This window comes from Aeoliella fuhlenseeensis, from assembly GCF_052161615.1.
Classification (GTDB): Bacteria; Planctomycetota; Planctomycetia; order Pirellulales; family Lacipirellulaceae; genus Aeoliella.
This window is the reverse complement of record NZ_CP197417.1, coordinates 1,695,186-1,720,367: the sequence shown is the minus strand read 5'-3', so window position 1 is coordinate 1,720,367 and position 25,182 is coordinate 1,695,186. Positions and strand designations below refer to the sequence as shown.

The following is a 25,182-nucleotide window of genomic DNA, read 5'->3' as shown; positions in this document are numbered from 1 at the left end:
CGAGCAGTTGTCAGAACTGCGACGCCAGTCTATCAAGCGAGTCATCGAGACGGTAACTGTGTAAGAGCCACCCCGGCGTAAGCGCCAGGTCTAGTCGGTGGAGTGCACTGCTAAAGGCAATGGTCCGCTTGCCTCACACTTTCCGGGGTCGGGGACGACCCGGCTCACTTACTCACTTACTCCGCCCTCGATCCCCCAGCGCGTCGTAGATGGGCCGATTCTTCGCGAGTGTTGGTACCAGCATTGCCGTGAAGCAGGCGGCGATCATGGACACGAGCTGCGAGTCGCTGCCGGTGAGTTCGATGGCGAGGATGATGCCGGTGACCGGCGCGCGGACCACGGCGGCGAAGAACGCGGCCAGGCCGGTGACGGCGAACGCCGTGGGGTTGCACTCGAAGCTCGGGAACCACTCGTCGGCGTAGGTTCCGAAGAACAAACCGGCTTGGGCGCCGAGCACCAGGAGTGGCGCGAAGAGTCCCCCCGGCGTGCCGGCGGCGTAGGAGACGGGGCCCATCACGAACCGCAGTAAAAAGTACGCGGGGAGCATGGCGACGATCGCCTTGCCATCGAGCACCGACTGCGAAATGTTGTGCCCGCCGCCGACCATTGCGGGCAAGTACCACGCGACGACGCCGACCGCCGCGCCGACGATAGCTGCACGCACTGCAGGCGGAATGGTTGCGAATTGCTCCGCAACGTCGAGGCAGGCGAGGATCAATCGGTTGTACGCGACGCCGAGCACGCCAATCAAAAGACCCATAACGGCGAGCAAGAGTAGCGCGCCTTGCGACGGATAGTCGAGCGCAGGAACCACGAAGTCGGCGTCTTGGCCGAGCAGGACGCGCGACACGCCGATCGCCGAGGCGGACGCACCGAGCGTGGCGATGGTGATGCGGGTGTCGAAACGTTTCAGGAGTTCTTCGAGCACGAAGATCGAGCCGGCGATGGGGGCGTTGAACGCCGTGGCGAGGCCTGCCCCCGCGCCAGAGGCGAGCAGGATCCTCGCGTCGTCGGGCGAGAAGCGGAGGTAGCGCCCGATCTGGTGGGCGATGGTCGCCCCCATCTGCACGGTGGGTCCTTCGCGTCCGAGCGCGAGACCCGCGCCGATTGCCAAGAGACCGCCGACGAACTTCACGGGGATGAGCAGCAGCGACGCTGGTGGAAGCTTGGCCGCGAGCACCGCTTCGACGTGAGGAATGCCACTGCCAGAGGCCTCGGGCGAGAAACTCGCAACGAGCCACGCTGCAACGCCGGCGGCGAGAGCGGTAATCGCCACGACCGCGAGCAGCCCCATTGCGTCGTACTCGTGCGCCCAGTCGAGAACAAGGTCGCGCCACTCGCCGGCGCGATCGAGCAGCAGGCGAAACGCGGCACCGACCAGCCCCGCCGCCGCGCCCACGACGATCGAGGCGAGCGCGAGCTTCGTCAGGCCGACGGAGGGCTCGATGTTCGTCGCTACGGCGGGTGGGGGCGGGCGTTTGGGCAACGAGGATTCCGTCCTTGGAATGGAGTAACGATGGGTTGGCTAACCGTGCTTGAGTGCGTATTAAAACGTATTGGGGGCCGGATGGAACAGACGAGGTTCTCCTCATCTCTGGGAGACTTCTGGAGTCGGCGACGACATGGGTCGGAGGGGGCACCATCGGTTATTGGCAGTCCCCCCACCTACCTGGCTGCCGGAAACCGGTACGCTTGCCGGGGTTTGTAAAATAATTGGGCAAGCAACTCCGAATTCTTGTAATCGTCCGCATCGGATCGCGTCTAATTCGTTGATCACGTTAAGTCCGCCCCACCCCGCTCATGGCCCAAAACCCTATGCAGCCGAAGCCGAAGCCAGTGGAGCTTAGCGATCCCGCTGACTGGGTTGATCGCTACGGGGACGCGCTTTTACGTTTTGCGGGCGGGCGGGTAGCTAGTCGAGAACTCGCCGAAGACCTTGTGCAAGAGACCTTTCTAGCCGCATTTCGTCACCGGTCTCAGTTTGATGGCAAATCGACGTTTGGCACTTGGTTAGTCGCCATCCTGCGGCGAAAAATCGCCGACCACCATCGCAAATCCGGGCGCTCCCCGGACCTCGACGCCGAATCGCTGGCCGCTGCTCACGACCCTTTCACGGCCAAGGGAAAATGGACGAGCTCGTGCACCAAATGGCGAACGACTCCGAAAGACTTGGCCGAGAACGCGGAGTTCTGGATCGTATTTCAGGGCTGCCTGTCCGGCCTGCCGATGCACCTCGCACAGGCCTTTCAGATGCGCGAACTCGCCTTGGAGACAGTGGAAGTCGCTAGCAAGAAGATCGGCGTGACACCAAAGAATCTTGCCGTTCGCCTTCATCGAGCAAGGCTGCTTCTCCGGCAGTGTTTGGAAAGCAAGTGGTTCCACCACGAACCAGGAGGCACCTCGTGAAGCCGGACAACAAAATTTCTCTACTTGGGCTGACATGTTGCGAAGCGTCGCGACTTATTTCGGATTCGCTTGATCGAGAGTTGACTCGCCGCGAACGGTGGTCGCTACGGGTTCATACCTTGCTATGCACTGCCTGCCAGCGGTTTGCTCGCCAAACGATCTTTATTCGCGAAGCGATTGCCAACATTCCGGACTCCGTCCGGGAAGGGTGGTCGGATAACGCCGCAAAATTGTCGGCCGAGCGACGAGCTCAGATCAAGCGATTGCTAACTGAGTCACGTCGAGCCGAATCGTCGGAGTGAAAAGCTCACTAGCAACGTGTCGTTTTGCGCCCAGCCTGCATCGCCTCGCCAAGGCTTGGTGACTTTAGTGCGTCTTCGAGTCGCTTGACTCCGTGGCTCCCGGTGATGCTCCGGCCTAGACGCGCCTTCGCGACTTCTCCGATGGGGCGAGAAACTCTCAAGTTTTGCAGCGATTGCTGTAATCACAAAGCAGGCACGAAGTCTAACTCCCTGATCACCATTGAGTGCTCGGTAGTCAGGTTGCCGTGAAGTTCGGTGATCTTAATGATTCGCCGCGAGCACGAAGTCTGTTTTCGGTGGTGAGTTTTTCACTAACAGAGGAGTTGTTCGATGTGTTGCTACAAGAAGTTTCTACTGTTCGGCCTACTTTCCGTGCCCCTGCTAACCGCAGTCACTACCGCACAAGCGGTCCAACTACGGGTCACGGTCGAGAACCTTGCTCCGACCAACACTATCTCGCTGGCACCCTTTCGATTTGGTTTCGGCAACGGGACCTTCGACGCCTTCGACAACAACCAACCCGCTTTCTTGCTAGGAGCCAGCACCATCGCCGGTGCTCCGATCGTGACGATAGCTGAGGGCGGCTCTGCAGCAGCTTGGTTTCCTGCCTTTCAGTCGGCGGAACCGAACGCCAACCTAGGCAGTGTGGTCGGCCCTGTGATTGGTCCCTTTCTTCCCGGCCAATCCAACTCGGCCATCTTCGAGATCGACCCGTCAAACCGCTTCTTTACGTTCGGGACGATGGTCGTACCGAGCAACGACCACTTTCTGGGCAACGCCAACCCCGTGGCCTTCGAGGTCTTCGATGCAGGCGGCAACCTAGTTCTGAATAGCTTCACCGAGGATGCCGCCCGGATCTGGGATGCCGGCTCCGAAACGGAGAATCCCGCCAACGCCGCCTTCCTCGTCGGTGGCGTCAATGACCAACGAGCAAATGAGAATCTCCCGGTTAGCTTCAACTTCTCCGATCTCTCGGCATTCAACGGTCTGACGACTGCTGCCGGATATACGTTCGACAGCTCTCTGCTATCCCCGAATACCCCTGTACTGAGAGTCTCGTTCTCGCTTGTGCCCGAGCCGAGTTCGGTTGCACTCTTTGCGATCGGAGGATTCGCGTTGTTGGCTGTACGCCGCCGTATCGCTTAAGAAGTTACTTCCATCCGAAGCAAATCCTTTGGCAAGTGTGCGAAGAGCCTTCGCACACTTGCCTCTTTCCCCGTTCGCCTCCAATCCTAGGCTCTGTTTCGCACCGCCCCAATCTGTGGATCGCTTCGACTCCATGCGCCGCCCTCAACGCGGCCGGCGTAGACTCTTAGGAAGTAGAGGTTCGCTGGGTCGTGTAGCTGCACGTCGTACCAGCCATGGCTCGTGTCGGTATTGATTTCAATGGTGACGGTTAGGTTGGCCTCGGCTTCGATGCTGTGCTCGGGGTTGCCGTACGCACGGTCAATGAGCGAGAGTTTTTGCGTGTTCGACGATCCGTTTGTGATCTGAAATTGCAACCCGCCAGACCCGTTCGAATCGTCGAGGGATACTTCGATCGCGGGGTCGTCTTTGGTGCCGCGGAAGTGGCGGTAGAAACCGTTGGGGCCGTGGAGTTCGATGTCGTACACGCCCTCGGCGAAGGTGGTGAGGGGCCAGGAATCTTCAATGGTACTTCCAGGCGTGACGGCATAATTGCGAACTTGGAATTCGCCCTTGGCATCGTGGAAGTAGGCCGTGAACGGAGCGCCCGCCGAGCGTTTACCGAACCGCTTCGTGCCAGCGTGCAGGCGTAGCGTGAAATGCTCGCGTTCGTCACTCAGCTGGCCATCCGCGGCTAGTTCGTACGGCAGCGGGCACGACGGCCGGTCGCCCGGTTCTTGGCGGGGACGGTGGGGCGAGTCGTTGGGGTTCGCGCGGATCGCTTCGCGATCGCCCTTCGTGAGTCGCGTGTGACCGGTGGGGATAGGTTGGTGGCGGGCGCGGTCGATGCTTTCGATGAATGGCTCGCGGGCTTGGAAAGCGACCCCGGCGTCTGTCGACGCATCAGCCGATCGGAATGCAGACATCAAGTCGCCACACACGGCTCGCCGCCACTCGCTGATGTTGGTTTCGCGGATCGGGCGGCCGAGTTTCTTGGAGAGCAGTTGCTCGACGAACTGGATCGGCGAGGTGTGGTCGAACACCTGCGAGCAGACCGCTCCGCCGCGCGACCAGGGCGACGCGATGATCATCGGCACGCGGTAGCCAAGGCCGATGGGGCTGTCGCGGCCATCGCGGCTGACTTGCTCGACGCGGGCATCGATGTCGGGCGAAACCCGGCCTGTCTCCGGCCGGCGTGGGTCGGGGGCGACGAACGGCGGGAAGTGATCGAAGTAGCCATCGTTCTCGTCGTAAGTGAGAATGAAGACGGTTTTCTTCCACACGTCGGGATTCTCGGTGAGGATGTTAAAGCACTCCGCCAAGTACCAGGCACCATACCAGGGCGAGCAGGGATGGTCGGAGAACTTCTCGGGCGCAACGATCCACGACACGGCGGGCAAGTTCCCCGACTCGACGTCGGCGCGGAACTGATGAAGTACATCGCCTTTGGGAATCCTTAGCTTGCGCTCGTCGTCGCCGTCGCGGTACGTGACTTCTTCGAGTTCGTGGTACGCGGGATCGGCGATGTTCGTCGAAAAGGCTTTCTTGTGAATGCTCTGCTCGCGCTCGGAGAGTTTGGCGAACGCTTCGGCGGAGAACTTACGTGCTTCGCGATTGCGCGAGGTAAGCTCGGCGTTCGCTTGTTTCAGTCGCTTCGTAAGTTCTTCGTGCAGTTGCGACTCGGGGTTGGCATCGGCTAGCTGCGACTCGATCTCGTCGACTTTCGCCTGCGACTTCGCGACGAGTCCATTCAAGTAGTTGCGATTCGACTCGGCGAGGCGGACGTGGTACTGACTGAAGTATTCCAGCGGGTTGTCGCCGAAGTTGTCGAGCCAGGGCCCTCCTTCACCAAGTCCCAGGTCGAGATAGAGTTCGTTTTGGTAGACCTTCCACGAGACGCCTTCGTTTTCGAGCAGCTCGGGGAATGTCCTCCAATGGACCATCGTGCGATGGTCGGCGTCGGAGTTGTGCACCTTGGCCGGCGACTCGGGGCGCTGGTCGTGGCGGATCTTGCCCGACCACAAGTAGAGACGGTTGGGCGTGGTGCCAGTGAGCGACGAGCAAAAGTTTTGATCGCAAATCGTGAACGCGTCGGCAAGGGCGTAGTAGAACGGCAGGTCCTCGCGCGTGTAGAAGCCCATCGTCAGTGGTAGCTCGGAGTATTCGACGACGCCCGAGCGTTTGGCGTCCAGCCACCCGTCGTAGCGGCCACCATTTCGCGCGTCGACTTGGTCGGTCCAACTATGCGGCAGGCAGCCCATCCACGTGGCTTTCGAATTTTTAATGTCGAGGCGATACGGTGCGTAGCTGTTGCCCGCTGCGTCGGTCTGTACCCACGCGGGGTCTCCGCTGGGGAGATTGATGGCACGCGGGTCGTCAAACCCCCGGACTCCCTGCAGCGAACCGAACGTGTGGTCGAACGAGCGGTTCTCCTGCATCAGAATCACCACGTGCTCGGCATCCCACACGGTGCTGCCAGGGGTGGGCTCGATGGCGTGGGCGCGCTCAATGGCCCCGGGAAGCAGATGCGCCAGCCCCGTCGCGGTGGCGGCGAAGGCGGCGGATTTGAGGAAGTCGCGGCGTGAGGGGCTGACCATGGCGGATAGAAGTTAGGAGGAATTACTCGTGCGAATGCGAGATACCGAGGCGAAATACCGATACGCCGAGCCAGCTGAACCGGCTCAGGCATTATGTTAGCCGAAGGCACGACGGCACCCCAGCATAGAATCCCTTTGTTAAGGAGTGCCTGGGGGTGGCGGGGCGGTGAGACGCCCAAAACCCGGCCATAACTCCCCTTTTCTAAAAGGCCAGAGTCCCTCTACCATGTAGGTTTGTAACTGGTGCCGCGGAGTGACCAGGGAGCTCAGGAGGGAGCTTAAGGCCTGTCACCCGTGTTCCGCGGCCAGTTACCCCTGCCTTTGCGGCCGTTTTGCAGCCTTGCCTACCGCGGCCCACCTAGCCCACCCGCAGTCCGGACGATGGCCCGGCCACCGGACCCCTACCCTAACTTTCCTCGCGTGACACCATGACCTGGTTATTGATTGCGATCTTTGTGCTCGGCTACGCCATGATTGTGTTCGAGCACAGTCTGCACTTCGACAAAGCGGGTGCCGCGCTGTTGACGGGTGTGCTTTGCTGGGGAATCTACGCACTCAATTCCAGCTCGATGGTGCCACCCGACAGCATTCCGAGTTGGTTCCATCAAAAAGTAACTTCCGGCGACCACGAATCCCACGAGTCGAGTGGCGACCGGGATCAACACCCGCAAGAAGGCGAAGCGGAAGACCAGGCGCATCCCATCTCTCGCGAGTGGCTTCTCGAAGGTCAGTTGTCGCACTTGGTGGCCGAAGTCGCTGGCATTTTGTTCTTCCTGATGGCTGCCATGACCATCGTGGAAGTGGTCGACGCGTTTGAAGGTTTCACCGTGATCACCAGCGCGGTTAAGGCTACCAGCCGTATCAAGCTACTTTGGATTATCAGCCTGGTGACGTTCTTCTTGTCGGCCATGCTCGACAACCTGACCACGACCATCGTGATGATCTCGTTGGTGCGAAAGCTGGTGGCAGATCGCGACACGAAGCTGTTCTACGCCGGCATGATCGTCGTCGCGGCCAACGCCGGTGGTGCGTGGAGCGTTATCGGTGACGTCACCACCACCATGCTCTGGATCAAGGGACTCATTACGCCAATGAATACCTCGATGGCGTTGTTCCTCCCAAGCCTAACGTGCCTTCTCGTCCCGCTCATCGTTCTGTCCATGGTACTCCGCGGCAACGTCGAGCGGCCGGAGGATCAAGGCGAGGAGGACGAAGTTCGTATTGATGGGTGGCAAAGCAATTTGATGTTTGCGGTGGGCGCGCTAGGCTTGTTATCCATTCCCATTTTCAAAACCTACACTCACCTGCCACCCTTTATGGGAGCACTCCTAAGCTTGTCGATTGTATGGCTGGTTGCGGATGTGTTGCGCCGGAAGCTGGATGAGCCGCTCCGTAGCTCGACGCACGTGGTCGAAATCCTTCGCCGAGTGGATACGGGCAGCGTACTGTTCTTCCTGGGCATTCTGCTGGCAGTGGGAAGCTTGTCGGCCACTGGCATTCTTACGGACCTCGCCATCCAGCTCGACGACGCGGTGGGCAACTACTCGGTGATCGCCGTGCTAATTGGCCTACTCTCCAGCGTGGTCGACAACGTGCCCCTGGTGGCGGCGGGCATGCAAATGTACCCGTTCCCTCCCGACGCCGACTTCTGGCTGCTGCTGGCCTACTGCGCGGGCACGGGCGGTAGTTGCCTCGTGATTGGCTCGGCGGCCGGCGTCGCGGCGATGGGCCTCGAGAAGATCAACTTCTTCTGGTACGCCAAGAACATCGGTCCTTGGGCGCTATTGGGTTATATCAGCGGCGTCGCAGTTTACTGGTTCCTCAACCAGAGCGGGCTGGTGTTCGCGGCGCTGTCGAACCACTAGATTTGCCCATTGTCACGCCGTGAGCAAACGGACCGGGGTCAACCGGTCAGCCCTCCGAGTTTTGGTCACTGGGCGAACTCTTCGCCGGCCACGAGACCGTGGGATTGAACGGCCATCGTCGGAACCCGATGCAGTAGATGGCTAGCCATGATGTTATCGCTGCATAACTTGGCAGGAAGGCGATCGCAGGAAACGCTAGTAGCTGTGGGAAGGACAAGCCTTCGAAGTTTCCGATGAGCCAACAGTAGGAAAACAACGTAGCCAAGAAGACGACTGAAAGCGGGAGACCCAGCACGAGGCACCGGCATGCAAAGGGACGCCATCCGGCCATCGACCGAAAAGACCGCCAGTAGAGATACGCAGCAAAGCCACCATAGAAAGCCCATGCGATCGCAGCCGTTGCAACGGATAGCAAGAAAGCAAACATGCTAGTGAGCGATCGGAAGTTCGATTAGGGAACGCTTTACTGGTAATTTCACCCTAACCAACCTCGTCAGCACTGGCGGAGCCAGTGGCACACCAGTGGGGTGGTGCAGAGGCGAACTCAATCGTTACTCCACACCCTTGATCGCCGCCGGCAATTCCGGGTCCACCACCCCCCGTTCGCCACGGCCTTCTTCGTCGATGCGGCGGTTCACGTGGGCGAGGATGCGCGGGTTCTCGGGTTTCCAGAAGCGTTCTTTCTCCTCGCGCGTGGCGTCGGCGAGGGGACGTAAAAGGCGAAACCCAACTTGCTGGCCTTCGTCGCCCGCGAACCACCAAGGGCTTTGTGGCGAGTTGGGGTCGTTGATTCGCCATTCGTCGTCGTCGCTTGGCCAACGGGAGTCGGCCGTGCACTCCTCGGCTTCGTGCTGCCACGAGCCTCCTTTGAGCGTCCGAGGATATAGCTCTTCGGTCCACGCAATTGACTCGCCTACGCTGACGGTGCTGCCGTCCGCGGGATCGGTGTCGGTCGCATCGAAACCATCCAGCACCCACTCGGCCGCGTTGCCGTGCATGTCCGACAGTCCCCAGGCGTTGGGTTTCTTCGTGCCGACGGCGCCGAGTTCGTAGTCAGCGTTGTCGATGTACCAAGCGAAGTCGCCGAGCGTTTCGGCATCGTCACCGTGAGCGTACTTGGCCTTCGAACCAGCGAGGCACGCATATTCCCACTCGGCTTCGGACGGCAGCCGATAGAACTTGCCCGACATCAGGCTCAGCCACTTGGTGTACTGCTTCGCCGCGTACTGCGACATCGACACCGCAGGCTGGTTAGGATCGTCGCCGGAGGAGAACGTGAAGCTCGGTTCGTACAGCTTCGACGGGGAAGTGATGGCGTCGATCTCGTTCTCGGCGGTCACTTGGCGAAGCCCCGCGTCGTCGAACTTGCTGAACGCCGTGGTCAGCTCCATGTACTTCTGGTACTCGGCCCAGGTGACCTCGGTTGCTCCCATCCAAAACGGCTCGACCTTCACCGTGAACGTCTTGTCGTGCCGCTTCATCACGTACTCGCCACCTGGCACCGGAACCATCGTGTACTTCACGTCGGTTCCGGGAATCGTCGTGGTGTAGGGCACCATGAAACCTTGCTCGGTCTCAACGAACTGGCCTTCAGTGGGGCGCTCGCTGACGAGGCCGGGGACGTCGGTCTCTTCGGCATGCACGTTGCCGAGCATCAGGGTGGGCACAAGCAGCATGAACAGCGCGCGGAGTTTCATCATCGCCTAGGAAGTCCTGGAAGTAGCAATCGAATACGGGCGAAACGCGGGGCCTAGCTGGTTGCCGCCACGGCTTCTTTGCCCTTGAGCTTGGTGCGGCCGGGGATCGCGACGGGCGATTCTTCGAAGTCGCCCCACGCGTACTCAGTGGGGCCGAGGCGTTCGCTGTCCGACAAGCAGGTGTCCCAGTCGAGCGTCTGCCCGGTGTAGCCCGCCATGCGTCCCATCACGGCGAGCATCGTGCTGTTGCACATGTAGTCGCCATTGTTGATGGTCTTGCCATCACGGAGCGCCTGGAACAATTCGATGTGCTCTTGCTGCCACATGTTCGGGCTAGGCCCTTCGTAACGCCAGATCTCCTTGCCATCGTTGTCGACGATGTAGTGGCCATTGAGAATCGATGCCCGACCCTTGGTACCGAGCACCCACTCATCGACCTTCTGCGTACAGCCATCCTGCTGCCGGCAAGTGAAGTACACGCGCTGGCCCGTCGGAAAATCGTACGTCACGCTGAAGTGGTCGTAGATGTTGCCAAACTTCGGCTCGACGCGTTGTTGGCGCCCTCCCAGAGCCATGGCAGAAGTGGGCTGGATGTCGCCCAGCAACCACGCGCACTTATCGAGGCTATGGATGGCTTGCTCGGCGATATGGTCGCCTGAGAGCCAAGTGTGATAGAGCCAGTTTCGCATCTGGTACTCCATGCGGCTCCAATCGGGCTGATCGCCACGATGCCACAGGCCGCCGGCGTTGTAGTTTGACTCGACGGCCACCACGTCGCCGATCAGACCATCGTTGAGAATCTTGTCCATGATCGCTCGCACTGGCGGAGCGTAGCGCCAACAGAGACCCGACACCACGGTCAGGTTCTTGGCCTCGGCCATCTGGCAACTTTCCATCATGTGCCGCACACCAGGGGCGTCGACCGCCACGGGCTTCTCGACAAACGCGTGCTTGCCCTGCTCGACGGCATAACGGAAGTGTTCGGGTCGGAAATGCGGCGGCGTGGCCAGCAGTACCACATCGCAGCTATCGATCACTTGCTTGTAGTTGCCAAAGTCGGAGAACAGTCGGTCATCCGGCACGTCGACTTGATCTTTGATCGCTTTCTTGGCCAACAGCTCTTCGCGGGCGTACTCGGCGCGGTCCTTGAAAGCATCGCCGAGCGCGACGAGCTTCGTGTTCTTGTCCGCACGCAGCGCCTGCTCGGCTGCTTGGGTTCCACGACCACCGCAGCCAACAAGACCGACCTTCAAGGTTTCGTCGGCTCCCGCGGCGTGGACGTACGACGGGATGCTCATCGCCGCGAGCGCTGAACCGGCCACGGCGGAATGCTTCAAAAAGTCGCGGCGGGAATTCGTGGAAAGAAAATTGCCGCGTTGGGGGGTCGATTCGGCCATGATCGTCGGGGCTCCTGGAGGGGGCACGGTGTGGCGGGGAATTCGCTTATCGCCATTGTGCCATTCCTCGGTATGCAATGCGACCAAAAAACGGGGGTTCTAGCCGGCTGGGGGGATGCCGGTTGCCGCAACTCCCACGAAGTAGCATGGCCGCCCCAGCCGTGTTCTCCAACGCATTAGGAAAAGTCCACGGCCGGGGCGGCCATGCTACGGGGGCGTGAAACATCAAGGGTGCGACATTTTGACCGCTTTTGCCGGGGTGGGGCTCGGTTCTATACTGTTAGGCTTACCTATCTCTTGCCGGCATTGCATGTCCAGTCGCCCTCCTTCCCCCCGAACCGCCGCCCCCGCTGAGTCGACACCGACTCGCGACGCTGGCCGCTGGATTCGCATGGTGGCGTGGACGCTGTGTGCCGTGACCTTCCCGCTGCTGTGGTTGGGCGGCCTGGTGACCACCACCAAGAGTGGTATGGCGGTCCCCGACTGGCCCGGCACCTATGGGTACAACCTGTTCCTCTACCCGTGGACCGCATGGTTTTACGGGCCGTGGGATTTGTTCGTCGAGCATGGACATCGTCTGCTCGCGTCACTCGCGGGGCTCCTAACGATTGTGCTCGTGGTGTTGCTCGCGAAAGGCGAGTCGCGTCGCTGGCTTCGAGTGATGGGGTGGATCGCGCTGGTGGGTGTTATCGCCCAAGGAGTGCTCGGTGGGCTTCGCGTGGTGCTCGACGAGCGGATGCTCGCTCTGGTGCACGGCTCGACGGGGCCTTTGTTCTTTGCGCTCACCGTGGCGATTGCCATCTGGACCACCGACCGCTGGGTGCAAGCGGTGCGGCTCGATTCGGCGTCGCTATCGAATCTCGCCCCGCTGGCCTCCATGGCTGCGCTGATCACTTACGTTCAAATGCTACTCGGAGCGATGCTGCGTCATATGCCGATGGATGCGACGCCGCAGTCGTTCCTGTCGATCGTCAAGTTTCATCTGATCTTCGCGGCGGTCGTGGCGCTGCTAACGCTGATCGTTGCTCGTCGCGCCGTTGCCTCCGCGAATCCCGCTGGGCTGCGTCGAGGCGGCTGGTTCGCCTTGGGAATCGTCACGCTGCAACTGCTGCTCGGACTCGCCACGTGGCTCACCAAGTACGGCACTCCCGTTTGGCTGCGTGGCATGCACCCGGCCAGTTCGCACGCCACGCTCGCCGATGGCTGGCTGCAATCGCACATGGTCACCGCTCATCAGGCCACTGGGTCGCTGCTACTGGTCACGCTCGTTTATATCGCGATGTGGGCTTGGCGCTATGCACCGCAAGAAGACACTTCCACTGAAGTCGCAAAACTACCTCAAGCCACTTCTTCAAAAGCCATTTCGTTTAAAGGAAGCGCGACCGCATGAACACGTCGCCCTCGACTACTTCTACTACAATGACTGGCGAGCAAGCCGCGTGGCGTGCTCGCGTCGCCGACTACTGGGAACTGACGAAGCCCCGCATCGTCGCGATGGAACTGATCACCATCGCCATGGGTTTCTACTTGGCTGCGGGTAGCGACTGGTCGGGCTGGGTGCTGTTCGCCACGTGCCTCGGAACCGGCCTGGTGGCTGGTAGTGCGAGTGCGCTCAACATGTGGATCGAGCGTGACCTCGACGCCCTGATGATCCGCACCGCCAATCGCCCCCTCCCTGCGGGTCGCCTCGAGCCATGGCAAGCCGTGGTGTTTGGCGCGGTGATGCTCGCAGCGGGCTCCGCACTGCTCTACGCCGGCCCCGGCGTGCCGACCCTGGCGCTCGGCCTCGCGTGCTGGTGTTTGTACGTGGTGATTTACACGCCGCTAAAAACGCGGTCGACCTTAAACACGGCCATCGGCGCCGCGAGTGGATCGCTGCCCATCCTCATGGGCTGGGTCGCTGCCGGGGGCGAGTGGAACATGGTGGCCTTCGCGCTGTTTGGCGTGTTGTACCTGTGGCAGTACCCCCACTTCATGGCGATCGCGTGGCGGTGCCGCGACGATTACGAGCGCGGTGGCTACGTGATGAGCACCACGGTCGACCCCACCGGCCGCCGCGCGGGGTTCGAGGCGATCACCGGTGCCGTGGCATTGCTGCCTGTTAGTCTAATCCCCGCGACCATTGCCACCTCTCCCTTACTTGGCGGGGCGTACGTCGTATGGGCCTCGCTTTTGGGAATTGTCTACTTGTGGGCCGCCGTGCGATTTGCTCGCGCGCCGGGCGACGCGAGTTCGCGGACGCTGCTGCGAGCCAGCCTGCTGTACCTGCCGTTATGGATTGTTGGGCTATTCCTGGTGGCAGTTTGAAAGTAGTCTCATAGCTCGGTTTCCCGCTGCCCTCCACACACATTGCCCAGCCCGTCCCTATGTCCGACTCGCCCGCCCTTTCGATCCGCGACGTTCGCTACCGCTATGGAGAGAACGAGGCGGTCCGTGGCGTTTCGTTCGACGTTGCACGGGGCGAAGTCTTCGCACTGCTCGGCCCCAACGGCAGCGGCAAGACCACGCTGTTCCGATTGATCTCGACGCTTGTCCCGCTTCAGCAGGGCGAGATCGACGTGCTCGGCATCAGCGTCCGCCAGCATCCCGCCGCGGTGCGGGGGCACATTGGTGTCGTGTTTCAGTCGCCGAGCGTCGACAAGAAACTCACGGTGCTTGAAAATCTGATGCACCACGGCCGGCTGTATGGGCTTGGTGGTCGTGAACTCAAGTCGCACTCGCTCGCGATGCTCGAACGACTTGGCCTGACCGAAAAAGTCAAAGCCAACGTCGAGACGCTCTCGGGTGGCCAACGCCGCCGCGTCGAACTCGCGCAGGCCATGCTCCACAGCCCGAAGATGTTGGTGCTCGACGAACCCGCCACCGGGCTCGACCCTGGCGCCCGCAGCGACCTGTGGCGTTACTTCGCGACGCTCACGGCCGAAGGCGTCACGATCGTCCTCACCACGCACTTGCTCGAAGAAGCCGAGCGTGCCGACCGCATTGGTATTATGCATCAGGGCCAGCTCGCCGCGCTCGACACTCCCGCGGCACTGCAAGCCTCGCTCGGCGGCGACACGCTCATCCTTCGCACGGCCGACCCTCAAGCTCTTGCCACCGCGATTGCCGCGCGTTTCCCGCTCACGCCCACGGTGGTCGATGGCACCGTGCGACTCGAACACCCCAGTGGCCATCAACTCGTTCCGCAATTGGTCGATGCGTTCGGCCCCGAGATCGACGCAGTGACTCTGGGTAAGCCAACACTCGAAGACGTATTCATCGCCCGCACCGGCCACCGCTTCTTCGTCGAACCGACAGACAAGTAATCAAGTATGTCCACCGCCACGCTCAAAACCCGACCCGTCCCCGCCCTGCCGGCGATCGCGACGCTCGCCTGGCGCGAGCTGGTGCGATTCTTTCGCCAGCGGACCCGCGTGTTTGGCGCGCTCGGCCAGCCGATCATTTTTTGGCTGATGTTCAGCGAAGGATTCAAATCGGTCGACCTTGGCTACGCGTATCAGTTTCCAGGCATCATCGCGATGATCCTGCTGTTCACGGCCATCTTCACCACCATCAGCATCATCGAGGACCGCAACGAAGGTTTTCTGCAGGGCGTGCTGGTTTCGCCAGTGCCGCGATGGGCGATGGTGATGGGCAAGGTGCTTGGCGGCGCGGTCATCGCGTGGCTGCAGGCGTTCTTGTTCTTCCTGCTGGGTTGGTTCACCATCCCCGCGATCGATCCACCGCTCATCAACGTGGCCGTCGCGCTGGTGCTGATGTTCGTTATGGCCATCGCGCTCACGGCCCTCGGGTTCTTCCTGGCCTGGAAAACCGACTCAAGCCAAGCCTATCACGCGATGATGAGCGTGCTTTTGTTTCCGATGTGGCTGCTCTCGGGAGCGTTTTTCCCAGTTCACTGGGGCACCGTCATGGGCTACATCGTCATGCTCAACCCGCTGACATACGGTGTCGCCGGGCTACGGCATTTGCTCGCGGGTGGCGAAACAATCGATGATGGCTGGCTCCCGAGCTTGGAACTTTCGTGGGGCATCAGCATCGCGTTCGCCGTGGTGATGCTTGCCATGGCCACGAAGATTGTCGCGACGCGGACCAAGGGCGACCTGAAATGATGCTCTCCAACCTGATACTCGCCGCCGCCCACCCGCTGGTGCACGTCAACGCCTCGCTCAACACGCTGGCCACGCTGCTATTGATCCTGGGCTTCGTGCTCATCAAGCAGCGCAAAGAAGCCGCGCACAAAGTGGTCATGCTCGCGGCGTTTGTGGTGTCGGTGGTGTTTCTAGGTTGTTACCTGTACTACCACCTGGCGCTTCAACTCCAAACGCCCTTCGGTGGCACCGGCATCAGTCGGCAGATTTACTTTGCCATTCTGATCTCGCACATCCTGCTGGCGATCACGGTCCCGCCGCTCGCCATCACGACCATCGTCCTGGGCCTGCGAGCCCACGGCGACTGGCTCCCCGACTCCATCAAGCACGCCAGCTCCGGCGAGCAAGCCGAGTACACCCGAGCCTACCGCCAGCGCCACCTCCGCTGGGCCCGCGTCACGTTCCCCATCTGGCTCTACGTCTCGGTCACGGGGGTTGTGGTCTACTTCATGCTCTACCACTGGTTCCCAGCAGCGGTCGCCGCCTAGCTCGAATCTTCTCCAACCAACCAACGGAAGCTCAAGGCTAGCTGGGCCCGTTAGGGCCGGGGTGAGGTGGCTGACGACCAAACTCTGCGCCACAGCTATCTGTGAAACCTCCGGAAAAACCGTTTGCGGTGATCCCCGGGCAACTCGACATGTCGATATTCTGCCGTTTCATCGACACGTTTCCCCGATATGTCGATGGCGTACCCATATTGGTACACGTTCAGATTTGCAGCCCAAGGGCCTGAAAACGGCCGCAGGGAAGCAATCGGGGAAGGCCCGATGTGAGATATAAAGAAGCTGGGGAGCAGGGACTTGAACCCCGACTAAAGGAATCAGAATCAGTGGTATGCGTGCGGATAGGATTCTGATAGGCTCACGAAGTCGAAATTTACCGAGGGTTATTTTGGGTGCCTCAATCGCAAAACGTCGCTTCGACGTGCGTTTAGGTACCAGTTGCGGTAACAATTTAACCATGCTAGCGGGGTAGCTCCCCGCGTCGCTCGCCAGCGGTTGCGAATCCTTCCCAGGAGCAACCGCTGGCCGGCGGGCACGGTGGGAAGGAATTCGCGATGGCAGACAATGAAAGTGCTCGCGCGCTCGCGGAGTACATCTATCAGATTGGGTACCGCGAGGACATTCTCGACCGAGCCCACTGCTATGACGACGTGTATTACGGCGACTACTCGTCTGTTGCAGCGAGGATCACCCCCAAGAGGAGGGTCCCCGGAGATCGCAAGCATTGGACTCGGCAGGATAAGAACCGAGCCGACTGCGCGTGGGAGTGGGAGCAGTTCTTCTATGAACATCCCGACGCATCGTGGGATGACGCCCCCAAATGGCTCCAGGGGTTAGAGGAAACCCGACAGCGAACACGCGAACGATGGTTCATCGACAAGTATCGGCGAAACGAGCATTCCATTCGGCGGCTGCACAGTCTCGCGCTGCAAAACGGAATGAAGCTAGGTATTCACGCTGCGATAGTTCCGCTACTGGAAGAATGCACGCTCGCATTCGAGGGACTTCTGGCCTTCTGTGCGATGGATGGCGACTGGGAGAATCGGGATAGCTGGACCACTGAAGAGCAGGGGCAAGTCTATGAACGGTTGCGAGTTGCAATAGATCGCTTGAAACTTTCTCTGCCAGCGAGCGTGCTGGATCAGTTGCAATCACTGAAACCGGTATCCGCCACTTCCACCGACGATGACATCGTTGGCGAAGTAAAAACACGGCGCGGCTACACCTGCCCCAAGTGCAACGGAAAAGCTGTTACCGATGACACGAAACGAGGTATTCGGTATGTCCGCTGCAAGGTCTGCAACCACCGTTTTACCAAGGCTCAGCCAAAGTAACCCGACAAGCCGTAACGAGTAACCCGACAAGCCGTAAAACGCCTGTTTCTGCCGTCTAAAACGCTTGGACAAAGGGTTTTGAAACCGCTTGAATGCAATCGTCGGAAACGACATTCACATTCAATCGCGGAGCGAAACCCCATGCGTCAAACTTACACCTTCACCCCTGGTGAAATCCGTTCGGACAGCTCTTACACCCAAGCGGAGTTTGAGCGAATCACCGGACTCGGCCGCGCAGCCATTCGAGCTGCCCGTCGTCGTGGCCTAACCGTTCGTCGCGTCGGTCGCACGAACTACATCATCGGCCGCGAGTGGAACGACTATCTAGCCAAGTTCGGCGAAGTCGTTGCTTCCTAAACCCCGTACCACCCCCGCGGTTGCGGTGGCTGAAAAGCCCCGCGCCTGGACCAACAGGACACGGGGCAAAGGAGATCCAATGCGTAAGGATACACGCTCGCCGGTAATCCGGCAAAAGGTTTTGTGCTTGATTCGGCAGGACGTTGCCAACCGGCCCTATGTCGAAATCTACTGCGGCGACACCATCGACGTGCGAATTGCCACGTTGCCATTCTGTGGCACCAAGCGTGGTGAAGTGCTCGCCGAGGAAGTCGTCGCCCATCAACTGCCGAGGTGCTATGCGGACTTGCTCGATAGTTCGCCTCGAGCGCATGACGTGGTGAGCATCGCGACGCCAAGCCAATCCATCGACCGCCATCACCATCGGCAACTACTTCAAGGGCTCGACACTGTTGGCCACCGACGACGGAGGGCCCAACGTGTCTAACGAAGAATACATCGCCCGCGAGGGTCGACAGCAGCAAGCCGACTACGGCGAGCCTGAATACATCCCGCCACCGATTGCCAAGTTCACGTTTGCCGAGCTCCGGGAAGCGTACCCCGAATTGCAACCGACGATTATCGACGGGCTGCTAAGGAAGGGCGAAACGTGCAACGTGATTGCGTCGCCCAAGGTGGGCAAGTCGTGGTTCTGCTACTACGTGGCGTTGTGCATCATCATGGGCTGGTCGATCTTCGACCGGTTCGCCACCACACGCGGCCGAGTGCTCATTCTCGATAACGAGCTGCATCGATCGACGCTCGCCCATCGAATCCCCATCGTCGCCCAGGCTATGGGAGTGGACCCGTGGGGCGATGACGCGAGCTGGCAGGAGGACCTCGAGGTGTGGCCGCTGCGGGGTGACCTGCGGAGCACACAAGAGCTCGCCTTCGAGTTCGAGCACATGGAGCCTGGCACCTTCGACGCGATCATCATGGACGCGAAATATCGTTTCGCACTTGAGGGCACCAGCGAGAACGACAACGCCAGCGAGGCGAGATTCTACAACCTCATTGACCGATTCGCCGAGATGACCGGCGCGGCGTTCCTGCTGGTGCATCACAGCAGCAAGGGCGCTCAATCCGGCAAGTCGGTAACCGACGTCGGCGCGGGCGCTGGTGCTCAGTCTCGCGCGGCGGATTGTCATATGGTGCTGAGGGAGCACGAAGAACCCGGGCACATCGTTCTCGATGCTGCTGTGCGAAGCTTCAAGCCCGTCTCGCCGCTGGTGCTCAAGTGGCAATTCCCGTTGTGGGTGCCTGCTGAGGGAATGGACCCGGGCGAGCTGAAGGGCACCAAGGGCAAGCAGCAAGAGCAGTGGGACGCTCAGAACGAAGCCACAGACAAAGCCGTCATCAAAGCTTTGGTCGATGGACCTGCCACCAATCGGAAGCTCCGGGAGACCACCGGCATGGGTAAGGACCGGGTTCAACGAAGCCTTGATCGACTCAAAGCGGCTGGCCATATCGACTACACCATCACCGAAATCAGGGGCAACGAATGCCATGAATACTTTATCCCAAACCCCCCAGCTTAAACGTGGTACGGAGCTACCAACCACGTCCCGTACCACGTCGGTGGGTGGGGTGGTGTGTGGCCTACTACGTAGGGCCACCCACCACGTCCACCACGTAGGCGCGAGCGAGAAGACCCAACCACGTACCACCAACCACGTGAACCCATTCAAGGCTTCCTACCGTGAGCGACTGAGGAAGCTCGGTGGCAAGTACCGACCGACCTCGATCACCGACGCCAACCAACGGCAGTTCATCGCCGAGGAAGTGGGCGTGAGCATGGCTCGCGACGTGAAGCTCGGCACCATCGAGGAGGTGGCACCGTGGTAATTAACTCTCTCTACGTTGCCGCCGATGCCGTCCCGACCCCACGGCGGCACAGCCTGTCGGAGGACCCAACCGCCCCATCGCACACAACGAGCAATCCGAACACACAGCGCCACGCGACTCGGAAGCCTCGATCACAACCGCACCGCGTGCATGAGCCGCACAGAGCCCCAGGTGAGCCAAGAGCAGGACGGACGGACTGTTTGTACTTGGCCGCAGATCCGCTCTGCACCTCCGAGGGCGACACCCGTCAGATGGGACCCAAGGCCCCCCTCCCTATGCCATCACCCCGACCCTACCCCCCGGTTAGGTTCTTTCCGGGAGGTGGCCACCCGTGAGGGCGACAGCAGATCAAACGTCACGTTGAGAGAGTCCCCGGCCCTGAGGGTACTAATACTAATACCTTCCACACGCCCCCAGACCGCCGCAAACGACATCACGCGACAACTGACACCCGTTAACCACTCGATGCGTTAGGAAGCCTCTCAGACGATGGAACGATGCCCACAATGCGGCGAGCGACTGAAGCTCCACGGCACCAAGGAAGTGCTAGGCGAGTTGGTTCGCAATCGCGACTGCCAACTGTGCGGCTATCGTGACCGCGCTTGGTACGAGATCCCAAAGGTAACTCGAATTGAGTCACGCAGAAAATACAATCCGCGGGCGGATTCTAAATGACCAAACGTATCTGGATGAACCAGCGAATAGTGGGACAATGAAGACATGAGCAACACCATCACCAAAACCGAACGCGAAGCCGAGCCGGCGTTCTACAGCCTCGGCCGTTGCTGCGAGTTGCTGAAGTGCGAGCCCGATATGGTTCGTTCGCTGGCGCAATCGGCCCAGGTGCGACCGGCGCTCAAGCTCGACCAAGTGAACTACTACGACGCCAACGGATTCGCGGCGATCTACGCCGAACACCAAGCCCGACAAGGAAGCTAGAACATGATCACCCTACCCCCCGCACTACGGCAACTGTACTCGATGGGCCGGATAAGCCACGAGACACTTGCCGGTCCCTCGGAGATCGAGGAGCTAATCGCGAAAGCTGGGATTCGTCCCGCACTGGCGATCGACTCCCTGATTTTCTTCGACGAAGCGGGTTACGAAGCCATCATTCGCGAAATGGAAAAGGATTGAACCATGCCCAAGAAACAACCCACGATGGCCGCGGCCGTCTACGTGTTCGATAGCAAAGGCGGAGCCGGATTCAATTTCCGCCGTGTCGCCCGCGACAAAGACACCGGCGAGATTCTGGCCGTCATCGAATTTGCTCCAAATGTGCCGACTTTGATTCCCGGTGAACTGCGAGAGATGTTTGCCGGTGAGCTCGACCGATTCGGAACTACCATTCGCCGCGCCGAGGTGCCTGTCGCCGCTTGGGCTCCGATGCTGGCCGAGTATTGCGACGAGCGGCGCGACACCGAAATCGAACGACTACGGCGAATCGTCGGCAACATGCGAGTGGCGCTGATGACCGCTGGATGGGCGTCTGAAGACATCGATGCAGCCATTGAAGGCCGCCAACCACTACCCGCTACCACGGAGGTTTGACCATGAGACTTGCTGATTTTCAAAAGACCCTGAGTTCCCAGCAGTTGACGGCACTGCTCCCTCTCGCGACTCACTGCGAGGAATTCTTGAGCAACGCCGAAGAGCTGTGCGCCGGCGGCGGCACCATCAAAGGCTGGGTGTCGAGCTGCTTGGCCGACACGCATGGTTTGCCGATGGACCGAAGTTTAACCGTGTTCGATGCGGCTGGCATCGATCCGGTAGCTGTGCAGGCTCTGGAGGCCATCGACAACGCCCTACCGCTGAGCGTGGCTTGCTACGTCGATGGTGGCATTATCCCGCGGAGGTCCAAATGAAGAACATCACCACAACCCCGCCGGCGACCGACTTCTACCTGCGCGGCACCAGCATTGCCACCGCGGGGCTCCGGGTCGATCGCGAAGCCCGTGTCATCCGCGGTATCACGGTGCTGCAAGCCGGCCGCGTGAACGACAACCGCGAACTGACGATCGACGGCAAGACGCTCGCCCAAGTGCTCCAAATCGGCAACACCACCACGAAGGGACTCAAAGCCCGGTGGACCCATCCGAACATGAGCAGCGATGGGCTGGGTACCTTCCTCGGCCGCTGGTTCGAATTCCGTATGAGCGCCGACAATCAATCGGTGCTCGCCGATCTTCACCTATCGGAACTGGCGTTCGCGAAGCCCGACCCTGACCTCGGTATGTCGCGTGGCGAGTGGCTGTTGCGGATGGCAGACGGCGAAGACGACACGTTCGGTGTGTCGCTCGCGCCCCGCACGATGGACACTAAGGCGATGGAAAGCGAAGTCGACTCCGAAGGGGTGCAACCCTACCGAGTGCTGGCGCTCGCTGCCATCGACATCGTGGATGAGCCGGCCGCAACCCGCGGTGGTCTGTTCGGTGGGCAACTGTCGCTCGCAGACGCCCCGCTGGCGGCCACTAAGGTGCTCGACCAAATGTTCGCCACCGCAACCCGCGAAGTGGTGGAGCAACGGGCTAAGGCGTTCCTGAGCCGCTACCTCGATACTCGTTTCGGCGGTGCCAAACCTGTTGAACTAGTTCAACAAAAGCGACCCCTCGGACCTGCGACCGCCGCGGAGCTGTCGACCATCGCCACCAATGCGGGGCTCGACCAATCGTTCGCCCAGCAGTGGGCTAGCGACAACCTGACGACGCTCCAAGCCAAGGCGGCAATCTGCGACATGGTGCTAGCCAAGCGGCGTGGTGAATCGACCGGCGAGCATGGCAGCAATACCGAGAAGTTTCGGGCCGAGTTCCGTAGTCAGCGTGCGACTCTCGCAACGCTCGGCATCACGGATGAGGAATCTTACATCCGCTCGCGTGTTCGTGATGAACGCGATGGGCTATTCATCTAGGAGAACCAATGCTGAAGACCAACCAAAAGACGGTGTGGGAAAACAAGTACCGCGAAGCCGTCGTGAATTCCGCCAACCGTGGTGGACTGACCCCCGAAGCCTACGAAGCCGCGAAGATCTTCGGGCGCTCCGAACTGCAAATGGAAGCCGACTACGCCCTGGTTCGCAAACGCATCGAGACGGCCCGCTTGCTCGCCGACGAACGTGCCAAGCCTGGTGGTCTCAAAACCAAGCTCGCCGAAATGGAGATCGAAGCAAGGGTGCTCACGAAGATGGCAACGAAGATTGCCCAAGAGCGCGGAGCCCTGAACGACCAAATGGACATCGCCCGCGCGCAGCTGACGGCACTATCGAACGGGCTGGCCGGTACGGTGAACAACCACGCGAAGGTAATGGCGGCGACCTCGGACGGTGGCCCAAACCCTGAGAACATCTTGCACTTCCGCTTAGCAGAGTAAAGCAAAACCCTTGGTGAAGCGGGACATGGGATTTCTCCTAACTTCCTGTAACCCATAGTGCCTTAGTCGATCCGCGACGCTCCCCTCTGATGCAAATTTGGCGGCGCGGTGTGTAACGGGCGGTTCCGCTTCGCCAGTGTTTTCTAAGGATTGAACATGCCAACATTGAAACTAGACGCCGATGCCCGTGCCGGTGTTAAGGCGTTCGCTGATTTAGACAAGGCCGTCGCCAAGGTCGATGGCACGCTGGAGCTGACGGCGCGGCAAGCTAAGGCCCTGGAGTTGCAGGCGAAGCGAATCGCCGACTCCAACTTGTCGCCGCAAGAGAAGTACAACAAGAAGCTCGAAGAGATGGCCCGCATGGTCAAAGCGGGCAAGCTCGAATTGGTGGACGCGCATACTCAAGCCACTAAACTCGCACAGCGATACAACGAAGTCGACAAGGCTGGTGAGAAAGCTTTCGGCGCCGGGATGACCAGCAGAATCGGCGGCATGGTTTCGGGCATGGTCGGATTCGGAACGATCGTCTCGGGCATCGTCGCAGGTTTTCGGAGCATCGACCAAGTTGCCAAGGAAGCGTCGGCGAGTGTCGGTAGCTCGCTCGCGTCTATCGGCGATCTACAGCTTATCAGTGAGAACAAACAGGACTTCCTCAAGAACATCGGCGTCGCCCGAGAGATCGTAAAGCGAGGCATCGTCGACGAACAAGCTTCCTATGGCATCGCTGGCGACATAAGCGTCGCAGGGCTGAGTGACGACGAGCGCAACCAATTCCTCGACCGCTTACAACGCCGACAAATCAAGCCCGAGGATGCGAGCGGCGCGCTAATCAGCGGTCAGAAGGTCGCCAACCTGTACCCCCAGGGGAGCCTCAAATACGGCCAAGTTCTCGACAAGCTCGCAGTGGCCTCCGGTCCTGGCGCGTCGTCCCCCGGCGAGTTCGCAAAGGGCAGCACGCAGTGGGCTCAACTCGCGTCCATGTTGGGGATGGCCGGCGATGAAGGTCTCGCCGCGCAGATGGTCGCCGAGAAGCACGCCGGCAACGTCGACATTGCCGCCACGCAGATTAACGAGCTCTTAGCTCAAATCCAGAAAAAGGACCTGTGGCAAGGCTCGCTCGAAGCCACGGTGCCGTTCATCAAAGAGCAGATGAAGGCCAACCCCAAGCTGCTCGAAGGCAATGCGTTAAAGGCAATGGAGTCACTGGTAAAGGACTTGCCGCTGGTTGGTCAGTATCGCACCCAACTTGCTAGCGCTACGGGCACCATCGACTCGAAATACTTCCTTCAGGCCGACGAGGCGGCGGACGCATCGCAACTGAAGTCCCAGACCGAAGGTCAACTGGCTGACGCAAAACGCCAGTATGCACGGCAGCAAGACGTTTTCGAGAGCGTTCGTAATTCTCGATTGGCCTACCAACAACAACGCGGTCAGCGGTGGCGAGCTTACGGCAGTGAGTGGACATCATGGATTGATGACAAGCTCGGCACCGAACGCCTCTACATCGACGACGCCCTACGCAATAACTCCCAGATGATCGCCCCCGACGTGAGACAGAAGGCCGGATCGTTCCTGCTCGACACGGCCGGCAGTGAGTCCGAGAAGCAAGAGGTGCTGCAACTTCTCCGAAGCATCAACGTCCATGTCGGCGGTACGGAGCGGGCGGTCAGCAATGGTGGTGGCTCAACTGTCCAAGAGTCACCAACCGGCGGGGGAATGCGATGATCGACTGGCACATCCGCAACGTGGTGCGCAAGACGTACACCGGCAACATCCAGCTCGACGCGCTGCGACTCTCCACGGTGGATCAGCTCACCGAAATATTCGAGTTCGGCATCGCGGTCGGGGCGATCGAGCTCCCCGCCATTCTGGAGTGCGATACGTGGAACTTCCTTCTAGTTCGGTACCGCGACACGGTGGAACGAATCGCGGAACTGTCGCCCGATCGGGAGGGGTGGCTGAAGAGAGTGCCCTCGTGCGAGCAGATCACGGCGGCAATGACGTAGGCGACCCCGACCCCGAAACCATCCGCCAGCGGTGTGCTGAGATCCAAGCGACCTGGACCCCCAGGGAGCGGGCGAAGCGGCAAGTGGTCGGAGCGGTGGGGTGGGAGCTGCAGGAGTGGAGCGGGCGGGTGCAGGTGGAGGGCGACGCAGTTTAACAAAACCTCCCCAGCGAATTGGGGCGGTTTCGATTCGGACTTGACGACGGACGTGGGAGTGAAGCAAAATGCGGGGACTGCAAAACCCGCCTTGGTTTTT

Annotated in this window: 26 protein-coding genes; 22 read left to right on the top strand and 4 right to left on the bottom strand. The window is 60.4% G+C overall.

The window, feature by feature from the left end; all coding sequences use genetic code 11:
• Positions 1-172: 172 nt before the first annotated feature.
• On the bottom strand, positions 173-1,486 hold the full coding sequence (gene clcA, locus SH292x_RS06635) for a H(+)/Cl(-) exchange transporter ClcA (RefSeq protein WP_442484803.1): 1,314 nt from the start codon (positions 1,484-1,486) through the stop codon (positions 173-175).
• Positions 1,487-1,800: 314 nt separating this feature from the next.
• Between clcA and SH292x_RS06630 the strand changes: the two genes are divergently transcribed.
• The gene (locus SH292x_RS06630; protein ID WP_442484802.1) at positions 1,801-2,406 is read left to right on the top strand and encodes a sigma-70 family RNA polymerase sigma factor; all 606 of its coding nucleotides are present in this window, start codon (positions 1,801-1,803) and stop codon (positions 2,404-2,406) included.
• A 632-nt stretch (positions 2,407-3,038) separates the two neighbouring features.
• On the top strand, positions 3,039-3,854 hold the full coding sequence (locus SH292x_RS06625; RefSeq protein WP_442484801.1) for a spondin domain-containing protein: 816 nt from the start codon (positions 3,039-3,041) through the stop codon (positions 3,852-3,854).
• Positions 3,855-3,940: 86 nt separating this feature from the next.
• Here SH292x_RS06625 and SH292x_RS06620 read toward each other — a convergent pair whose 3' ends face one another.
• A complete protein-coding gene (locus SH292x_RS06620) occupies positions 3,941-6,430 on the bottom strand; it encodes a phosphocholine-specific phospholipase C (RefSeq protein WP_442484800.1) in 2,490 nt (829 codons plus the stop codon).
• 428 nt (positions 6,431-6,858) lie between these two features.
• Here SH292x_RS06620 and nhaD point away from each other — a divergent pair, with 428 nt between their 5' ends.
• Positions 6,859-8,295, top strand: coding sequence for a sodium:proton antiporter NhaD (gene nhaD / locus SH292x_RS06615; RefSeq protein ID WP_442484799.1), 1,437 nt, complete (start codon positions 6,859-6,861; stop codon positions 8,293-8,295).
• A 551-nt stretch (positions 8,296-8,846) separates the two neighbouring features.
• Here nhaD and SH292x_RS06610 read toward each other — a convergent pair.
• Together SH292x_RS06610 and SH292x_RS06605 are read right to left on the bottom strand one after the other, a co-directional pair.
• The gene (locus SH292x_RS06610; RefSeq protein ID WP_442484798.1) at positions 8,847-9,995 is read right to left on the bottom strand and encodes an SUMF1/EgtB/PvdO family nonheme iron enzyme; all 1,149 of its coding nucleotides are present in this window, start codon (positions 9,993-9,995) and stop codon (positions 8,847-8,849) included.
• 50 nt (positions 9,996-10,045) lie between these two features.
• Entirely contained in the window at positions 10,046-11,389 is a 1,344-nt protein-coding gene (locus SH292x_RS06605) for a Gfo/Idh/MocA family protein (protein ID WP_442484797.1), read from the bottom strand.
• 310 nt (positions 11,390-11,699) lie between these two features.
• Between SH292x_RS06605 and SH292x_RS06600 the strand changes: the two genes are divergently transcribed.
• The 19 genes from SH292x_RS06600 (at position 11,700) to SH292x_RS06510 (ending at position 25,082) form a co-directional block, all read left to right on the top strand.
• Positions 11,700-12,779, top strand: coding sequence for a COX15/CtaA family protein (locus tag SH292x_RS06600; protein ID WP_442484796.1), 1,080 nt, complete (start codon positions 11,700-11,702; stop codon positions 12,777-12,779).
• Positions 12,776-13,696 (top strand): heme o synthase, encoded by a 921-nt coding sequence (cyoE, locus tag SH292x_RS06595; RefSeq protein WP_442484795.1) that lies wholly within the window; start codon positions 12,776-12,778, stop codon positions 13,694-13,696. Before SH292x_RS06600 ends, cyoE begins: the two co-directional genes overlap by 4 nt.
• A 59-nt stretch (positions 13,697-13,755) precedes the next feature.
• On the top strand, positions 13,756-14,694 hold the full coding sequence (locus tag SH292x_RS06590; protein ID WP_442484794.1) for an ABC transporter ATP-binding protein: 939 nt from the start codon (positions 13,756-13,758) through the stop codon (positions 14,692-14,694).
• Between the two features lie 6 nt (positions 14,695-14,700).
• On the top strand, positions 14,701-15,498 hold the full coding sequence (locus SH292x_RS06585; RefSeq protein WP_442484793.1) for an ABC transporter permease: 798 nt from the start codon (positions 14,701-14,703) through the stop codon (positions 15,496-15,498).
• The gene (locus tag SH292x_RS06580) at positions 15,495-16,025 is read left to right on the top strand and encodes a DUF420 domain-containing protein (protein ID WP_442484792.1); all 531 of its coding nucleotides are present in this window, start codon (positions 15,495-15,497) and stop codon (positions 16,023-16,025) included. Before SH292x_RS06585 ends, SH292x_RS06580 begins: the two co-directional genes overlap by 4 nt.
• A gap of 569 nt (positions 16,026-16,594) precedes the next feature.
• Positions 16,595-17,374 (top strand): hypothetical protein, encoded by a 780-nt coding sequence (locus SH292x_RS06575; protein ID WP_442484791.1) that lies wholly within the window; start codon positions 16,595-16,597, stop codon positions 17,372-17,374.
• 141 nt (positions 17,375-17,515) lie between these two features.
• Positions 17,516-17,731: a hypothetical protein gene (locus tag SH292x_RS06570; RefSeq protein ID WP_442484790.1), complete on the top strand. Its 216-nt coding sequence runs from the start codon at positions 17,516-17,518 to the stop codon at positions 17,729-17,731.
• Positions 17,732-17,810: 79 nt separating this feature from the next.
• Positions 17,811-18,158 carry a hypothetical protein gene (locus tag SH292x_RS06565; RefSeq protein WP_442484789.1) on the top strand — a complete coding sequence of 116 codons (348 nt, stop codon included), beginning with the start codon at positions 17,811-17,813 and terminating at the stop codon, positions 18,156-18,158.
• A complete protein-coding gene (locus SH292x_RS06560; protein WP_442484788.1) occupies positions 18,151-19,248 on the top strand; it encodes an AAA family ATPase in 1,098 nt (365 codons plus the stop codon). The genes SH292x_RS06565 and SH292x_RS06560 overlap by 8 nt, the downstream gene beginning before the upstream one ends.
• Positions 19,217-19,555 (top strand): hypothetical protein, encoded by a 339-nt coding sequence (locus SH292x_RS06555; protein WP_442484787.1) that lies wholly within the window; start codon positions 19,217-19,219, stop codon positions 19,553-19,555. The genes SH292x_RS06560 and SH292x_RS06555 overlap by 32 nt, the downstream gene beginning before the upstream one ends.
• Positions 19,556-20,275: 720 nt before the next feature.
• On the top strand, positions 20,276-20,494 hold the full coding sequence (locus tag SH292x_RS06550) for a hypothetical protein (protein ID WP_442484786.1): 219 nt from the start codon (positions 20,276-20,278) through the stop codon (positions 20,492-20,494).
• Between the two features lie 3 nt (positions 20,495-20,497).
• Positions 20,498-20,692 (top strand): hypothetical protein, encoded by a 195-nt coding sequence (locus tag SH292x_RS06545; protein ID WP_442484785.1) that lies wholly within the window; start codon positions 20,498-20,500, stop codon positions 20,690-20,692.
• A 3-nt stretch (positions 20,693-20,695) separates the two neighbouring features.
• On the top strand, positions 20,696-21,106 hold the full coding sequence (locus SH292x_RS06540; protein WP_442484784.1) for a hypothetical protein: 411 nt from the start codon (positions 20,696-20,698) through the stop codon (positions 21,104-21,106).
• A 2-nt stretch (positions 21,107-21,108) separates the two neighbouring features.
• A complete protein-coding gene (locus SH292x_RS06535; RefSeq protein ID WP_442484783.1) occupies positions 21,109-21,420 on the top strand; it encodes a hypothetical protein in 312 nt (103 codons plus the stop codon).
• Entirely contained in the window at positions 21,417-22,463 is a 1,047-nt protein-coding gene (locus SH292x_RS06530; protein WP_442484782.1) for a hypothetical protein, read from the top strand. The genes SH292x_RS06535 and SH292x_RS06530 overlap by 4 nt, the downstream gene beginning before the upstream one ends.
• Before the next feature lie 8 nt (positions 22,464-22,471).
• Positions 22,472-22,921, top strand: coding sequence for a hypothetical protein (locus SH292x_RS06525; RefSeq protein WP_442484781.1), 450 nt, complete (start codon positions 22,472-22,474; stop codon positions 22,919-22,921).
• 156 nt (positions 22,922-23,077) lie between these two features.
• Positions 23,078-24,646: a hypothetical protein gene (locus tag SH292x_RS06520; RefSeq protein WP_442484780.1), complete on the top strand. Its 1,569-nt coding sequence runs from the start codon at positions 23,078-23,080 to the stop codon at positions 24,644-24,646.
• Complete coding sequence (locus tag SH292x_RS06515) at positions 24,643-24,927, top strand: hypothetical protein (protein ID WP_442484779.1); 285 nt, start codon at positions 24,643-24,645, stop codon at positions 24,925-24,927. Before SH292x_RS06520 ends, SH292x_RS06515 begins: the two co-directional genes overlap by 4 nt.
• Positions 24,897-25,082 (top strand): hypothetical protein, encoded by a 186-nt coding sequence (locus SH292x_RS06510; RefSeq protein WP_442484778.1) that lies wholly within the window; start codon positions 24,897-24,899, stop codon positions 25,080-25,082. The genes SH292x_RS06515 and SH292x_RS06510 overlap by 31 nt, the downstream gene beginning before the upstream one ends.
• Positions 25,083-25,182: the final 100 nt, after the last annotated feature.

Excerpts from the sequence above, each read along its gene's own strand:
- SH292x_RS06630 (WP_442484802.1), top strand. The coding sequence starts at position 1,801 with ATGGCCCAAAACCCTATGCAGCCGAAGCCGAAGCCAGTGGAGCTTAGC.
- SH292x_RS06625 (WP_442484801.1), top strand. The coding sequence starts at position 3,039 with ATGTGTTGCTACAAGAAGTTTCTACTGTTCGGCCTACTTTCCGTGCCC.
- SH292x_RS06620 (WP_442484800.1), bottom strand. The coding sequence starts at position 6,430 with ATGGTCAGCCCCTCACGCCGCGACTTCCTCAAATCCGCCGCCTTCGCC.
- nhaD (WP_442484799.1), top strand. The coding sequence starts at position 6,859 with ATGACCTGGTTATTGATTGCGATCTTTGTGCTCGGCTACGCCATGATT.
- SH292x_RS06610 (WP_442484798.1), bottom strand. The coding sequence starts at position 9,995 with ATGATGAAACTCCGCGCGCTGTTCATGCTGCTTGTGCCCACCCTGATG.
- SH292x_RS06605 (WP_442484797.1), bottom strand. The coding sequence starts at position 11,389 with ATGGCCGAATCGACCCCCCAACGCGGCAATTTTCTTTCCACGAATTCC.
- SH292x_RS06600 (WP_442484796.1), top strand. The coding sequence starts at position 11,700 with ATGTCCAGTCGCCCTCCTTCCCCCCGAACCGCCGCCCCCGCTGAGTCG.
- cyoE (WP_442484795.1), top strand. The coding sequence starts at position 12,776 with ATGAACACGTCGCCCTCGACTACTTCTACTACAATGACTGGCGAGCAA.
- SH292x_RS06590 (WP_442484794.1), top strand. The coding sequence starts at position 13,756 with ATGTCCGACTCGCCCGCCCTTTCGATCCGCGACGTTCGCTACCGCTAT.
- SH292x_RS06585 (WP_442484793.1), top strand. The coding sequence starts at position 14,701 with ATGTCCACCGCCACGCTCAAAACCCGACCCGTCCCCGCCCTGCCGGCG.
- SH292x_RS06580 (WP_442484792.1), top strand. The coding sequence starts at position 15,495 with ATGATGCTCTCCAACCTGATACTCGCCGCCGCCCACCCGCTGGTGCAC.
- SH292x_RS06575 (WP_442484791.1), top strand. The coding sequence starts at position 16,595 with ATGGCAGACAATGAAAGTGCTCGCGCGCTCGCGGAGTACATCTATCAG.
- SH292x_RS06570 (WP_442484790.1), top strand. The coding sequence starts at position 17,516 with ATGCGTCAAACTTACACCTTCACCCCTGGTGAAATCCGTTCGGACAGC.
- SH292x_RS06565 (WP_442484789.1), top strand. The coding sequence starts at position 17,811 with ATGCGTAAGGATACACGCTCGCCGGTAATCCGGCAAAAGGTTTTGTGC.
- SH292x_RS06555 (WP_442484787.1), top strand. The coding sequence starts at position 19,217 with ATGAATACTTTATCCCAAACCCCCCAGCTTAAACGTGGTACGGAGCTA.
- SH292x_RS06550 (WP_442484786.1), top strand. The coding sequence starts at position 20,276 with ATGAGCAACACCATCACCAAAACCGAACGCGAAGCCGAGCCGGCGTTC.
- SH292x_RS06545 (WP_442484785.1), top strand. The coding sequence starts at position 20,498 with ATGATCACCCTACCCCCCGCACTACGGCAACTGTACTCGATGGGCCGG.
- SH292x_RS06540 (WP_442484784.1), top strand. The coding sequence starts at position 20,696 with ATGCCCAAGAAACAACCCACGATGGCCGCGGCCGTCTACGTGTTCGAT.
- SH292x_RS06535 (WP_442484783.1), top strand. The coding sequence starts at position 21,109 with ATGAGACTTGCTGATTTTCAAAAGACCCTGAGTTCCCAGCAGTTGACG.
- SH292x_RS06530 (WP_442484782.1), top strand. The coding sequence starts at position 21,417 with ATGAAGAACATCACCACAACCCCGCCGGCGACCGACTTCTACCTGCGC.
- SH292x_RS06525 (WP_442484781.1), top strand. The coding sequence starts at position 22,472 with ATGCTGAAGACCAACCAAAAGACGGTGTGGGAAAACAAGTACCGCGAA.
- SH292x_RS06520 (WP_442484780.1), top strand. The coding sequence starts at position 23,078 with ATGCCAACATTGAAACTAGACGCCGATGCCCGTGCCGGTGTTAAGGCG.
- SH292x_RS06515 (WP_442484779.1), top strand. The coding sequence starts at position 24,643 with ATGATCGACTGGCACATCCGCAACGTGGTGCGCAAGACGTACACCGGC.